At 51.6% G+C, this 14,982-nt stretch carries 11 protein-coding genes and 1 pseudogene; 6 read left to right on the top strand and 6 right to left on the bottom strand.

From position 1 onward, the window contains the following. Positions 1–175: 175 nt before the first annotated feature. A complete protein-coding gene (locus JMJ04_RS21745) occupies positions 176–1,408 on the bottom strand; it encodes an MFS transporter (RefSeq protein ID WP_201372587.1) in 1,233 nt (410 codons plus the stop codon). A gap of 370 nt (positions 1,409–1,778) precedes the next feature. Between JMJ04_RS21745 and JMJ04_RS21750 the strand changes: the two are divergent. The 4 genes and pseudogenes from JMJ04_RS21750 to JMJ04_RS21765 form a co-directional block, all read left to right on the top strand. Further along, positions 1,779–2,444 (top strand): annotated as a pseudogene (locus JMJ04_RS21750) (Tn3 family transposase); the annotation flags it as partial. A gap of 29 nt (positions 2,445–2,473) precedes the next feature. Next, positions 2,474–3,178, top strand: a complete 705-nt coding sequence (locus JMJ04_RS21755; protein WP_201372588.1) for a tyrosine-type recombinase/integrase — start codon at positions 2,474–2,476, stop codon at positions 3,176–3,178. Positions 3,179–3,458: 280 nt separating this feature from the next. Further along, on the top strand, positions 3,459–4,046 hold the full coding sequence (locus JMJ04_RS21760; protein ID WP_201371658.1) for an IS110 family transposase: 588 nt from the start codon (positions 3,459–3,461) through the stop codon (positions 4,044–4,046). Continuing rightward, positions 4,021–4,488: a transposase gene (locus tag JMJ04_RS21765; protein WP_201371659.1), complete on the top strand. Its 468-nt coding sequence runs from the start codon at positions 4,021–4,023 to the stop codon at positions 4,486–4,488. Before JMJ04_RS21760 ends, JMJ04_RS21765 begins: the two co-directional genes overlap by 26 nt. A 105-nt stretch (positions 4,489–4,593) precedes the next feature. On the opposite strand, the gene JMJ04_RS21770 is transcribed toward JMJ04_RS21765, so the two are convergent. The 3 genes from JMJ04_RS21770 to JMJ04_RS21780 form a co-directional block, all read right to left on the bottom strand. Then, a complete protein-coding gene (locus JMJ04_RS21770; protein WP_201372589.1) occupies positions 4,594–5,199 on the bottom strand; it encodes a helix-turn-helix domain-containing protein in 606 nt (201 codons plus the stop codon). A 133-nt stretch (positions 5,200–5,332) separates the two neighbouring features. After that, complete coding sequence (locus JMJ04_RS21775) at positions 5,333–6,142, bottom strand: alpha/beta fold hydrolase (protein WP_201372590.1); 810 nt, start codon at positions 6,140–6,142, stop codon at positions 5,333–5,335. Then, entirely contained in the window at positions 6,139–6,762 is a 624-nt protein-coding gene (locus JMJ04_RS21780; protein WP_201372591.1) for a TetR/AcrR family transcriptional regulator, read from the bottom strand. Before JMJ04_RS21780 ends, JMJ04_RS21775 begins: the two co-directional genes overlap by 4 nt. 174 nt (positions 6,763–6,936) lie before the next feature. On the opposite strand from JMJ04_RS21780, the gene JMJ04_RS21785 reads away from it, so the two are divergent. Further along, positions 6,937–9,825 (top strand): Tn3 family transposase, encoded by a 2,889-nt coding sequence (locus JMJ04_RS21785; RefSeq protein ID WP_268887365.1) that lies wholly within the window; start codon positions 6,937–6,939, stop codon positions 9,823–9,825. Between the two features lie 323 nt (positions 9,826–10,148). Further along, entirely contained in the window at positions 10,149–11,030 is an 882-nt protein-coding gene (locus tag JMJ04_RS21790) for a metallophosphoesterase family protein (RefSeq protein WP_201372593.1), read from the top strand. 739 nt (positions 11,031–11,769) lie between these two features. On the opposite strand, the gene JMJ04_RS21795 is transcribed toward JMJ04_RS21790, so the two are convergent. Beyond that, complete coding sequence (locus tag JMJ04_RS21795; protein WP_201372594.1) at positions 11,770–12,639, bottom strand: IS982 family transposase; 870 nt, start codon at positions 12,637–12,639, stop codon at positions 11,770–11,772. 130 nt (positions 12,640–12,769) lie between these two features. After that, positions 12,770–14,860, bottom strand: coding sequence for a serine/threonine-protein kinase (locus JMJ04_RS21800; protein ID WP_201372595.1), 2,091 nt, complete (start codon positions 14,858–14,860; stop codon positions 12,770–12,772). Positions 14,861–14,982 lie beyond the last annotated feature (122 nt).

Below are 14,982 nucleotides of genomic sequence, written 5' to 3' on the forward strand. Positions count from 1 at the left end.
AGGCTGAGTATATCGAGAGCAAGCAATGAGCACAAGACGCAGACGGAAAAATAGCCAAAAGAGGTGGAGTTCATTTTCCAAAGAAGAAGTCGGTACTTGACTCTCTTCTGGTTCTACTTTGCGGCTGGTGACAGCAACCTTAACTCCACCCCATACTCAAGGGCCACTATCTAAATTACTTATAACTTTCACTGAGAAGCCCTTTGTTTGCAATAGTTACTCCAGTAAAAATGGCAAGGAGCAAAAAGAAAATGATAATTGTCCATGTGTTGCCTGCATATTGTAACGTAAAGCCCGCTAAGGATAATCCAAAAGAGTAAACTAGAAAATCACCAGAACGAGCAATACTAGTAATTCTTCCTTGAATGTGATGAGGTATTTCTCCTGCAATTCCTCCACAAATGATATAGAAACTCGGCAACAGCGCAAACAAAAAAGCGGTGATTAGCGTGAGAATAGTAAGATTAGTAGCAAATAAGTAGCAGAAAAAGACCACTGTACAGGCACTACCAGTAACAATCAATGCCGAGTACCTATTATACTTTCGTGCAATTTTTCCAAAAAAAGCAGAGCCTACTATACCTGCTCCTGCACTTATGGCTAAGATAATACCAATTGTGAGAGCGGTTGCATGTAATTGTTTTGCTAAAACGATAATAAGAAGTGATAATGCAGCTGTCACTATGCCACGTGCATAGGAAAGGAGGAGAAATAGTTTAAAGAGTTTTTGCCGCCAAAGCCAAAATGCTCCTTCCTTCAGCCCTTCTATTAAACTTGTCTCAGATACTGTGTGTTGTACTGATAAGGATGAGTTTATAAGTAAAAGTGCAACCGCATTTATAAAATATGACATGGCATCTGCAAGAAATGAAATTACAGCCCCAACAGTTTGGTATAAAAATCCTCCCAAAGATGGTCCGATCATAAGAGCAAGATGTTCTATCATGCTGTCCTGTGCAGCAGCACTGTGCAGGTGCTCATTAGAAACGAGAAATCTTCTTGCAGAAAAACGTCCAATATTTGCAAAGACAAAACAGCCTCCTTCAATACCCATAAGAATAAAAAGAGTAGGAACAGAGAGATGTTTTAACAAAAGTCCTACTGATACACTGAGCATTGCCAAACCACTTCCCAAATTACCTACTATCATAATATTTCTTCGATTCCATCTATCAAGTACATAGCCTGCTGGAATTGCTAAAAGTACATAAGTTATTCCTCTCATAGCGCCGATTGCACCAGCCAATGCAGGAGAACCAGTCAGAGTAAGAATAATAAGTGGCATTGCTATACCAGATATTTCGGTTCCTAACCAAGAAATACCTTGTCCTCCCCAAAGGAGCATATAGTTACGGTTTTTCCAAAGAGGTTTCGTAGGTTTCGTAAGGGTATCTGCTTTCGTTTGCATAACACTGTTCCTTGATGATGTGAATGTTTCTTCCTATTGTAGGGGTTGTAAGCCTGGAGCGCCAGTATCACTCCCTCCTTTCTCTTTCTTTCACTGCTCTCTCTTAAAAAAACCTCGTCTTGTCTTGCGAAAATGGCACTTATAGACCAAATGACCCATTTTTGTACGAATCCTTGTTGGGGTCCCGCTACGATCCGTGACACCAGGGGCAGAGTAGCGGGCAATACGGGCATATTTCTCTCTTCACTTAAAGTTCGGCTCTTGTTCATTTTCGGTGGAAAAGCTCATCAACAATTGGAAAGAGAGAGCTTGGGTGGCTTCTGCATGATCTTTTGCTGTGTTTTTCTACCGAAAGTGAGCCAGACCCTAAAGTTCCGTCTTTTTTTCCTTCTGCCATCTCCTCGGTTTCCGCTTACTGCCTCGCCTCAAGAACATTGCGCCTCAGAAGCTCTACCGGCCAGGAACTGGCAACCCGACCGAGTACGAGAACCTGCAACCCATTCTGACTCGGCCCATCAACTGGGACCTGATTAGTAGCCAGTACGACGAGATGGTCAAGTACGCAACAGCCCTACGCCTGGGAACAGCGGAAACGGAGGCGATTCTGCGGCGGTTTACCCGTAACAACCTCCAGCATCCCACCTATCAGGCGCTTGCCGAGCTGGGGCGTGCGATCAAGACCATTTTTCTCTGCCAGTACCTGGAATCTGAGGAGCTTCGGCGAGAAATTCATGAGGGCTTAAATGTCATTGAGAACTGGAATTCCGCCAACTCGTTTATTCACTACGGCAAGGGAGGCGAGTTCGCTTCCAACCGCTTAGATGACCAGGAGATCTCCATGCTGGCGTTGCATCTGCTGCAAATTTCTCTGGCCTACGTCAACACGCTTATGGTGCAAAAGGTGCTCGAAGACGAGGCGTGGATGAAGCGCCTGACCAAAGAGGATTACCGTGGCTTGACGCCACTGTTCTATGCACACGTTGAACCCTACGGATCACTCAGGCTGGATATGGACAAACGCCTCGCGCTTGCCTGAGCGCTCTCGTACGTAGAAAGGCCAGAACAATGACTCAGACACCACCAAAGAAAAAGGCAAAAGAGTTAGCGAAGCTGCTTCGAGCAGAGCGGCCCGATTATCCCTATCTCAAAAGTGTCTTCCGCGCGCTGCGTGAGGAACTGGAGATCGAGGTCCCTCGCAAAGAGGTCAAACTCCCAGAGGTTCCCACTGAGGAGGAGATTTGCCGCTTCTACCAGGCGGTGTGGAACTGCCGGAATTTCGCGGATATGGTGCTGATCAAAACCCTCTTCTACACAGGTGTCCGAGTGAGCGAACTGGTGACAATCCGTCTCAATGAGGTCGATGTCGAGCGTTGCCAGATCCGCATTACTCAGGGGAAAGGGAACAAGGACCGCCAGGTTCCCTTCCCTCGCCTCTTCCGCGAACTGCTCGCGCTGCACATGGAGCAGATGAAGGTCCGTGGAGCAGTGTATTTGTTCGAGTGGGTGCGCAAGCGTCGCTACACAGATCGAGGGGTGCGCAAAATGCTGACGCGCTATGCCCAGGCCGCTGGAATCACGCGCTCCATGTCTCCCCACAAATGGAGGCATTTTCTCTTCACCTGGCTGAAAAAAGAGGGCATCGATGATGCTCTGATCCAGCCCTACTCTGGACACGCCACACGACAATCACTCGAAATCTACTCCAGGCTTTCACTGGCGGATGCACAACCATCTTACAATCAAGCCATGGAACATTTTCCCATTCAGTAAAACAACAGAAAGATACTTTTGTCTTCTATGCTGTTTATACCCGCTACCTTGCGGCTGGTGACAGCTCGTATACTAGGAGCATCGGTTCCAAGATGATGGTGAGGACGAGGTGACAGCAGCGGTTCGACCGCGAACGTAAGATGGTCCCCCATCATCTCGGGCTGGCCCAAGTTTGAACCGTATGGTGTGGCTTTGACCACGTATCACGAGCTAAGACTGGCCTTGCCCCAGGTCCGAGACAGGAATGAATTTCTCTCTCGATCAGACGAAAGGAGTCGCTATGACATCCTCACCAGAACCATTGTATGACCTCTTCGTTGGCATTGACATCGCAGCGGTAACGGCATCTGTCGCTTGGAAGGAACCCTCCCGGAAGATCTGGCACGCGCTCACTATTGATCAGACCCCTCAAGGCTTCCAGACGCTCCAGCAACGCTTGCTCGCTACAGGGCATTCAGCCAAGAGCATTCTTGTTGTGATGGAAGCAACTGGTTCCTATTGGATGACGCTGGCAACCACCCTGGCTCAAGCTGGCTTCGCCATCAGTGTCATTACCCCAACTCAGGCTCACCATTTTGCCAAAGCCTTACTTAAGCAAGCAAAGACAGATGCCATCGATGCTCAAACGCTGGCGCAACTCGCCGCTTTGCTTCAGCCAGCCGTATGGACCCCTCCTCCGGCCATTTTTGTTGAACTCTATCAACGATTGAACGAACGTGAGAGCCTCATGCACATGCGTCAACAGCTCCGCAACCAATTGCATGCCTTGAGTCACTGTCCCGCGCGTGATTGCCTCCGTACACACACGCATGCAATTCTTGATAGAGTCGCTGACCGAACAGATGTTGGAAGGAGAGGCCGAGCTTGATGAGGCTCTTTCTCTTGATTCCTTATGGACAGCATCCGCCATCAGGCTCCAGACTATTCCTGGGATCGGGCTACTGACTGCCGCCTGGCTCCTGGTTACGACACTCAATTTTACGCTGTGTAACACGGTGGAAGAACTGACGGCATATGCTGGGCTGGCTCCTCATCCCTTCCAATCGGGAACCAGTGTCCATGGGCGAGCAAGCATTGGGCATACAGGAAATGCTGCACTTCGTACGGCAGTGTATCTGGCAACCTTGAGTGCCGCTCAATACAACCCCGTGATCAAGGCATTTTATGATCGTTTACGAGCGGCAGGCAAACCCATGAAGGTCGCCCGCTGCGCTGCGGCGCGAAAGCTCTTACACATTGCCTTTGCGGTCGTCAAAAACGAGGCGGACTTTGATCCGTTGTATGCAGCCAGAGCACAAAAAACGGCTTGATAGTTTGACACATCAAGAGAAGAAAATGTTTTCTTCTGCATATCCCACATGTTTTTTATTTTTGGTAAACTGAGCAATGCTCCTCTTGACAAACAATACCGTATCTTACGTAGCGCTACCCCAAGGAAAAACAAGGTCTGCAAGAGGCTCTGCCGCGATGAAGAGGTGAGGTGAGCAAGACGCGAGCCAGCCTGAGGAGCACAGGAGGAAAGAGCCGTTTCGCAGGTGGAAGTTAATCCGGTCTCGTGTGCAGCGGCGACAAGTAACAAGGCACAGCACCCTCTTGCCATTGAGCTTCCGGGAGAGAAGCGAGCTGGTGCCGTTTTTTTTCTGACACCCAACACGCTTCCCCATGCCCCATTGGGCACGGACGCGATTGAGATGCCCAATACTGACAGAGGTGCCGAACTGCTCTTGGAGCGCTGTCTGCACTTTACTGCTTGGCATCTGTGGATGTGCGCGACAGGTTGCAACCAACCATTGAAGGACGGCATCTCGCAGTTTGGCTGGATGTCCTTGCCTTTTGTCCTGGAGAGCTGCTTCTCCATGTGTCTGTACTGCTTGCACCAGCCGATAGGCTGTCGATCGACTCATACAGAGTCCTGCCGCCGCCACCGCCTCATGCCAGGAATAACCTGCTTGCATAAGCTGGACCAGATGGGCTTTTGCCGCCCGAACGAGTTCACGCTCCCCCTCTTCCTGCTCTTCCATACCATTTCTTCCTTTGTTTGCAAACCATCGAGGTGCCGTTCAGCTCTGTAGCAAGGACGTTGCGTGTGCGAGGGTCTCCACCAGGGATGGCAAACATTCGCCATCCCTGGTGGACGCGCCTCACTTTCCCAGGCTATTCGCTCAGCACTTCGCGCAAGCGCTGGGCGAATGCCTGGGGATGCGTGATGTATCCGGCATGGTGACTGGGAAACTCCACGACGGTCGTCCCGAGACGCTCTGCCACTGCGACTGCACAGCGGTAGGGCACCGACTCTCTCCCGGCACTTCCACCGGCCAGCACGATGCGGGTGGGTGCTGCAGAGAGCGCTGCAAAGTCGAGCCTGTAGCGGCGCACGGCCAGGAATGTGTACTTGAAAAGGGCGTCGGCGTTGGCAGCCCCCTCCCTGCTCACCTCTGGGAGGACAACGCCTGCCTCTCGATCCTGGTAGTCGATCCCGCTCTGGGCTGCGTACTGTCTCAGAGCGGCAAGTCCACCCTCACGGCGATAGATCTCAAGAGGACTCTGCTGGGATGGTTCTTCATCTGTTACCAGGTAGTGTGTCGGCGGCTCGTGTGCGACCAGTGTCCGTACCTGCTCCGGGTGACGAGCGACCAGATCAAGCCCAACAAGAGCGCCAGCACTGCTGCCAAACACATATGCTGGCTCGCTCGAAAGTGCCTCTAGCAGGCGGTGAGCGTCATCGCCGTGCGTCTCCAGGGGGATCTCTTCGACTGGAGCATCAAGCGTGCTGCGCAAGGCACCCCGCCGGTCGTAGGTGACGACGGTGTAAGCGTCGGTGAGAGAGTTGACGAAACCGTTCCAGTCACCAGCACCGCCACCTCCGCCACCAGCGATCATGAGAAGCAGGGGACCTGACCCACGAACCTCATAGTAGAGGCTCGCACCAGGCACACGTAAGGTATCTTGTTTCGTGAGTGTCATTCCATCTCCTCCTTGATTGACGTTCGTTCGGGTGCGAGTATGCGCAGAAAAATGTCTGCGTCAGGAAAGTGCTCCTGGAAGTCATCGGGGTCATGGTGCGCCCATCGGAGCAGGCCGTCCCCGCAGGCAAAAATGGCGCGCACCAGTTGGTCAGGATCACCTGCGGCCACTTCTCCGGTCGCCTGACCCTCGACAATCAGATGCCGCAGCCCCTCTTGCATCTGCTTGCTTCGCTGGCGAACCAGCGTCCGTAGCTCCTCCGGCGCGTCCGGTGAACGGAGCACCTGATCCAGGAGCAGGTAGAACTCGGGGTGGCGTCGGCTTTCCACGAACCCTCTCACCAAACTCTTCAGACGCTCCCCAGGTGTTCCTGGGGTGTGAAGAGGAGGGTGTAGATCCGCTGCAGGGGAGCGGAGCGCTTGCGTGACCAGCTCAGAGACAATGGCTTCCTTGGAGGCCCAGTAGTGGTAGGCCAATCCGTGACTGACCACTGCTTCAGCGGCAATATCATCCATGGTCGCCGTCAGCCCTTTGCGAGCAAAGACCCGCTTCGCCGCTTCCAGGATCTTGGCGCGTTGCTCGTCACGCAGGCGTTGCTTGACTTCTTCTGTTCGAGGCATGGCTCATCTTTCTATCTGTGACTGACTTGTTCAGTCACAATTGTAGCTGAGAAGGGCGGAGTTGTCAAGCGTTTGAGAGGAAACAACTGACCAAACAGGTCTCGAAGACAAGCTGAGAGGAAGAGAACCGTCTCATTCTAGATATGCAATGCTACGATTGGCCTGAAACCCTGATTGTACACTCCAACGCCAGCAGACGTGGCCTTCGTGAGTACGACAGCTCGTGGCCCCAACCAGAAATTTGCTCTCATGATTTTGTTGAAAGTCTTTCAAAAGCTGGGCTACTTTCCGGCTCCGAAGCTTATCCCAGGGGCCATCATCGGTCATATCCGAGGAGAGATGGAGCTTCCCAAAGATCTGGTGCCAGATATTACGCCGCGTACCCTCTACAAATATCATGCCGCTATTCGCACACACCTCAAGATCAACGGAGATATCAAGCATATTCGTCATGTGGCCCTCAAAGCCATCAGCGAGGTGGTTCTGGTCATGGACGATCCCGCTGATCTGATCAATGTAGCCATCGAAACACTGGTCAAAGAGAATTGTGAACTTCCAGCGTTCAGTACACTTGATCTTCTGGTTCGCCACCTCCGCAACCTCGCACACCAGCGGATCTTTCAAACGGTGCTTTCACGGCTCACTGAAGCGGAACAAGCACTCTTAGAGAAGTTAGTTGAGACCAATCCGACCGGGTATTTCACCGAGTTCAATCGCTTGCGAGAAGCTCCTAAAAGCGCAACCCTGACCCATCTGGAGGACTGGACGACGCGACTCACCTGGTTACTTTCGTTGGGCAATATGGCGCGACTCCTGGAAGATCTTGCTCCTGCCAAAATCACCCACTTCGCAGCGGAGGCCCGCGCGCTTCACGCGGACGACCTGCGCGACTTCACACTTCCCAAACGGTTGACCCTTCTGGTTTGCCTCATTTATCAAGAAACCATCTCCACGCGCGATGAAATTGCCGACATGTTTTTGAAACGGATGAGTAAACTGCATGATCGTGCCAGGGAAGAATTAGAGCGCTTGCGGGCGAGCGAGCGAAAAATCACTGAGCACCTGGTCGAAGTGCTGGCAGATCTGCTCCAAACCACCACCGAAACAGAGGACGATGCGAAGGTTGGGAGCCTCGTGCGCGAGGTCTTTCAGCGAGAAGGGGGCATCGCCACGCTTCAAGAGCAATGTGAGCAGGTGAGCGCTCATCACGGCAATCGGTATCAACCGTTCCTCTGGCGTTTCTACGCCAGTCACCGGAAAGCGCTCTTTCAGGTGCTCAAGGTGCTCGACATTCACGCAACAACAGCAGATCATTCATTAATGAATGCGGTGACGTTCATTCTGGAACATGAACATGACCCGAAGAAATATCTCGAAGCTACCATCGACCTCTCCTTTGCGAACGGAGACTGGCTCCGAACGATTCAGAAGCGACGGAGAGGGAAAGACTGGTTTATCCGCCAGCACCTGGAAACCTGTGTCCTGACGTATGTGGCAACAGAACTCAAAACCGGGGATCTGTGCATTCGTGGCTCGGAGCAGTTTGCTGACTATCGCGATCAGCTCCTGAGCTGGGAAGCATGCGAGCCACAGGTGGCTGACTATTGTCAGCAACTGGGCTTTGAAACGTCTGCACAGGGCTTTGTCGAAAATCTCAAGCGCTGGCTGACAGAGGTTGCTCTGGAGGTTGATCGCACGAAGCCAGAGAATCAAGAATTAGTGATTACCGAGAAAGGGGAGCCGATGCTGAAGAAGCCTCTGCGCAAAACGGCACCGAGGAGCTTTGCCAAACTGGAAACGGCGGTCGCCGAACGCATGCCGGAATCTCATGTTCTCGATGTCTTGTGCCGGATTGATTACTGGACCAAGTGGACACGCCATCTCGGTCCACTCTCGGGTGCCGATCCGAAAATGGAAGATGCGCGGGCACGCCATATCCTGACCGCGTTTGCGTATGCCAGCTACCTGGGACCGTATCAACTGGCCCGCCATTTCCATGGAGAGATTACCGGGGACATGTTGGCGACCATCAACCGTCGGCATGTCACGGTCGAGAAACTCGAAGCCGCTATCCGGGACATTATTAACCGTTTTAACCGCTGTCCCCTTCCTCGCTGTTGGGGCACAGGAAAACGAGTTGCCGCCGATGGAACACAGTACGACCTGGCCGAAGAAAATTTGCTGGCGGAGAAACATATTCGTTATGGGGGATTTGGAGGCATTGCCTATCATCATGTGAGTGACATGTATATCCTGCTTTTCTCCCACTTTATCGCGTGCGGAGTCTGGGAGGCAGTACACATCATTGATGGGTTAATGAAAAACCAGTCTGATATCCAACCAGACACAATTCATGCGGACACTCAGGGCCAGAACCTCCCCGTCTTCGCGCTCTCGCATCTCTTAGGAATCAAGCTGATGCCTCGTATTCGCAACTGGAAAGACCTCAAGTTCTACCGTCCCAGCAAAGATACCCACTACCAACATATCGAGTCGCTCTTTTGCGAAGAGGCCATCGATTGGGAACTGATTCAAACTCACTGGCAGGATCTGCTGCGTGTTGTCCTCTCGATTAAAGCGGGCAAGGTCTTGCCCTCGATGCTGCTGCGCAAATTAACCAGTTACAGCCGAAAAAATCGCCTCTACCAGGCATTCCGCGAGCTGGGATGCGTCATTCGCACAGTCTTCTTGTTACAATATATCTCTGATGCCAAACTCCGCGAAATCATTCAGCAAACCACGAACAAAATGGAACAATTCAATGCCTTCAGTAAGTGGCTCTCTTTCGGCAATGATGGCAAAATCAACGCGCTTACCACAGAAGAAAGCGAGAAACACATTAAATATGTTGATCTCCTCGCAAATGCGGTGATTCTGGATAATACCTTTCAACTCAGCAAGATCCTGAAAGAGCTGATCGAGGAAGGGTGGAGTATTACTCGTGATGAACTGGCAATGCTTAGCCCATACATGACCCATCATGTCAAACGTTTCGGCAACTATGTCATGGATCTGGAAACACTTCCTCAGCCAATTGAGGATGACTTTCCTATTCCAGTCTAGCATCCCTTGCGCTCTCAATGCCCTCAGTTGGTAAAAAGCGCGAAGAGCGGGCAGGTTTTAAGGCGTAGAGTGAGCACTCAGCGCGAAGCGTGAGCAGCACAATCATTGAGCGGCTGAGTGCATGGCTTTAGAAGCCGTTTCTGTCACTCAACTGGTGTAAATTTCCGCGCCGATCGAACCTGAAAGATCGGAGGAAGCAGTGAATGAAAGCTCTACAATGAGTGTCAAAACCGTTCATTCTCTGAGAAAAATAGCCTGTTTCTCATGGAGCATATTTGATGAATATGTTACACTCCGAAGTAACCTTTCAATGAAGGAACAACATGAACATCGCTATTTTTTCAGATTTGCATGGCAGATTGCTACTTGCCTTTCAGCTTTGTACGCGGTGGCAGAGAGAGACCGGAGAAAACATCGACTTGATCTTACAGGCTGGAGACTTAGGTGCGTTTTCTGATGTGGAGAGGCTGGATAAAGCCACTCGCAGGTATGCTGAACATGATCCAACGGAACTTGGGTTTCTAGAACATTTCCGCCGTTATGATCCTACTGTAGACATGTTACTGGCCGGAACAACTTGCCCCATGATCTTTGTACGTGGCAATCATGAAGATCATGTCTGGCTCGATGAACTGGAGCAGCAGAGCGGGGAAACCATCGTTCCCATTGATGCTTACAGGCGTGTGTACAATTTGAAAACGGGTTTGCCCTGGATATTCCAGAAAGGGAATGAGCAGATCACGATACTGGGTATTGGGCGTATTGCAGCACCATCGGGAGAAGAGGACCTGCAACAAGGCAAGTATATTCAGGATTACGAAGTAGAGCGTCTCTCTCAACTGGAACAACAACCTCTTGATATTCTGCTTACCCATGACGCTCGTCCCGATTTCGTGCTCTTGGAACGCGGCGTGAAAAGCAAGGGTAGTACTGGGATGAAGGAGATAGAAGACCTTCTGGAGAGAAATCGGCCCTCTTATCATTTTTTTGGCCACTATGGAGGTCCGCCACAGGTGCGCACCGATATCAATGGCTTAACGCTCTCGGTAAAACTGGCAGACCTCCATTGGGAACGCGGTACTTCGGTGCTTGAAAGGGGATCGATGGGCCTCTTACGCTGGCAGAATCGAGAACTCCATTCCTTCACTGTGCTCAATGATCCCTGGTTGAAAGAATACAACATCCATACATGGCGCTACCTCTAAAAAGGCGCAGCCGAAACTGAGAACGGTAGACCTGGAAAGGCGGATGTATTGAAGAGATCTCACAAGCGACCAATTTTATGACACCGATAGCTGAGTTCTTTCTCCTGGCTGCGCATCATCTCCGTAAGCATGGCACAGAGCTTTGGCTTATCTCAAAAAAGGTGTCAAAATCAACATCTCATTTTTCTGGGGATGAGATGAGTAAATGACACAAAAGGAAGAGGCTGTATGAAGATGAGCTCTATCTGGATCTCCAAGCAGAGGGAAAATGAAGCATGTATGTACGCTGACCATCCAAATGTACAATCTTCGAGCATGGGAAGTCACCTCTAGAGCGGTATCTCAGCCGCTCAATGGTTGTGCTGCTCACGCTTCGCGCTGAGTGCTTACTCTACGCCTTAAAACCTGCCCGCTCTTCGCGCTTTTTACCCTCAGTTTTTCCAAAAAACTGAGGGCTTTATTGCAAATTGCTCTAATTCCTACTATTTCGTTATCCGGGAGATACCTCCAGAGGCTTTGGATGCGCGAGGGCAGCGCGACTTTTACCAGGTGTTTCACCAGCGCGATGGGTTTCACCCATGCAAGGCTTGCCCACATCAGCCCCCGACGGGCTTTCATCATAATGGAGAATGGGTACTATGACAATTTCCACTCCTCCCACACAAGCAGAGGTGGAGGCAGCGGTTGTACATGCTTTAGAGTTGGTAATTAAACGTGAGTTCTGGATAAGCCAAGGCAATCAAGCGGCCAGAAGAGCGTGTTCATCGAGGTGCAAACCCGGCTTTTTCTCTTGATGAGAGTAGGCAATGAGTCCAGCGATCAAATGGATGACAAAATTGGTCGGGCTGCGATGGCGAGAATGCTCAATCTGGGAAATGTTCTTGAGTTGATCGATAATCGATTCAATAATCGCTCGTTTGCGGAGCAAGAGCTTGTCAGAAAGATGCATGAGGCAATCTTTCATGTTTTTACGCAATCTGGTGATGAGCTGTAATCCTTGTTCAAAAAGCCATAGGGTCAGAGGAGCGGAAATGTAGCCGCGATCTCCAAACAATTTGCCGCGCAGCTTTTTCACCAGAGTGGGAACAGGAGCGCGATCATCGACATTGCCAGGCGTGAGGCAACAAGCCAGCAACTCGCCGCGATCATTCACTGCCAGGTGCAGCTTGAACCCGTAAAACCATCCTGTACTGGTTTTTCCACGCTTAGCATCGGCGGCGAAGACGCGATGCTGACTGATCCGTTTGGGGTCGCAGACTTCCAACGACGTCGAATCAATGAAGCTGATGCCTGTGCAAGCTCCATAGCACCTTTGCAAGTACGCTAACAGTGGAACTTGCACTGAGGGAATGAGAGCCACAAAGCGCTGATAACTCACCAGGTGAGGAAATTCACTCGTCAGATGAACCTGGACATGTTGCGTGTAATAGGATTTAAAGGTGCGATACCGGGACTGATGAAAATGGATGAGAATAGTCATGATTTCGCTTGGCCAAAGTTGGCCCGCACGTGCTCGTTGTTTACTTGCTGCCAGTTGGCTCGCTTGCAGTTGTGGGGCAAAGCTCATCACAAAATCATCGACAGCGCAAAACAATTCGAGTACACTCATGTCTAGATCCCTCCGATGGTGGAATAGAAGCCCTTCATCTAACTCCTATTCTCGCCCATCGGAAGGGGTTTGCTTATCCAGAACTCACGTATTTTAACAAAAAACGTAGGAAAACCTCTTACCATCTATTCTATGGTGCATTCCAGATTTGCACCATTGCATTGACGCCGCAAGCAATGCGTTGGCCATCTGGGGACCACGCTACTGTATCCATCGGCTGTCCTGGGTAAGCCAAGATCTGTTTTCCAGTAGCCACATTCCAAACGTGCACTGTATCATCAAAGGAGGTGGCAGAGGCGATATTCCTGCCATCGGGGGACCACGTTATGGCCATTACAGGGGCAGAGTGTCCTTCATAGGTCGAAACTGTACCGCCAGTGGTTGTATCCCAAACCTGCACAGTTTCATCGACAAAGCCAACAGCGATGTGTTTGCTATTCGGAGACCACGCCACCGCATTTACTCCAACCGACGCCCAGCCCTGCGTCTGCAAAAGAGGCGACTCTCGTTCATAGATTGAGACCTTTTTCCCGGTGACCGCATCCCAAATGTCCACGCCATTATCATCGATAAAGCCAACAGCGATGCGCTTGCCATCCGGAGACCACGCCACCGCACTCACCGCAGAGGTATGCTCCCGAGAGGTTAGAATAGTCTCGCCAGTGGTGGAATCCCAGACCTGCACTATGCCCTCATCATGCCCGGAAACATCTCCACTGCCCGAAACGATGCGCTTGCCATCTGGGGACCACGCCACCGCGTTCACTTTTTCCGTATGCCCTCGGTAGGTCAACATATTCCTGCCAGTGGTTGCGTCCCAGATCTGCACAGTTGTATCAGCAGAGGCGGAAGTAATACGTTTACCATCCAGGGACCACGCGATGGCTGTTACGGTATCTGCATGTTGTCGGTAGATTAGAGCATCTCTCCCATCGGCTGCCTCCCACACTCGCACGGTATGATCATATGAGGCAGAAGCGATGCGCTTGCCATCCGGGGACCACGCTACGTCTGTTACATCATCTGAGTTCCCCTGATAAGTGTAGATGGGATGAAGAGAGGGACCCGCCAGGTGGATGATCTCCGCTACAGCACCAACACCAACTCCGACGGCGAGCGCACCCAGACCGATGAGTACTCGGCGGCGGGTGGGGTGTTTAAGAAGCCGGGGGGGCATGGGTCTTGCGGGCGGCGTCGGAACTTGAGGCAGATGCTGGAGTTGAAGCTGCGGGCTGTCAGGCGCAGAATATACCTGCGATACAGGCGGCAGCCAGATATGTCCGGTATTACTCATAGCAATCAACTGTTTGATCCGATCAAGCTCGCTGGCAACAATTCGCGCGCTGGAGGGCCGCTCAGCGGGGTTCGGTACGAGCATCCAGGTTACCAACATTCCTAATTCTTTGCTGCCAGGCAGACCATTCAAACGCAATGGAGACAAACCTTGTGAGTTGCTGGAAGGATCTTCGCCAGAGAGTACCTGATGGAGCAGCACTCCCAAGCTATAAATATCCGTCTGCGGAGTGGTTTGAGCGCGGCCATACTGCTCAGGGGCAGCGTACCCCGGCGAACCAAGGCGTTGGGTATCCTGGGCCTGCCCAGAACGATAGCGGCGTGCGACGCCAAAGTCGATCAGATAGAAGTTACCCGTGGGAGTGCGCATAATGTTGCTCGGTTTGAGGTCACGGTAGATGAGCGGCGGCTGGCGAGTATGCAGGTATTCCAGCACAGTGCAAAGCTGGGAAGCTAGAGCGAGAATCTCCTTGATCTGCAGCCTCTTGCCTTGCGTCTGGCATGTGGTCAGGTAGGTTTCCAGCGTTTGCCCCGCGATATATTCCAGCACAAGATACCAGTGATTCCGGTCACTGAAATGATCGTAGATGAGCGGCACCTGGGGGTGGCTGAGTGTGGAGAGTACGCTTACTTCGCGATTGAACGTATCAGTCGCCTCAATCGCTTCTTCGGCGCTCAAGCCCTGCAAATTAATTTGTTTGATAGCGACTGCTCGCCCATTCTCATGCATATCCCTGGCGCGATAGACCGCGCTGAAGCCGCCAGAACCGAGGAACACATCGAGTTGGTAGCGACCATGCAACAGTGCCTCATCCTGCGTTTCCGTTTTCTCTTCCTCCGTTGCCAGGAGTTGTCCGCAGGAGAAACAATGGGGGTGTGTTGATTCGTTAGCCGCGCCGCAGACGGAGCAGAAAAGGGTGGATATCATTAGTCTGGCTGTCCTCCCTGAGAAATCTATCGGATTGTCGGGGTCTCCTCTCAGATTATAGGGCTCGGCGGGCACCGGAAGCAAGAGGGATGATCTACGTTGCAGGCTTTTTAACGTGAGTT

This window comes from Ktedonobacter robiniae (assembly GCF_016587375.1).
GTDB lineage: Bacteria > Chloroflexota > Ktedonobacteria > Ktedonobacterales > Ktedonobacteraceae > Ktedonobacter > Ktedonobacter robiniae.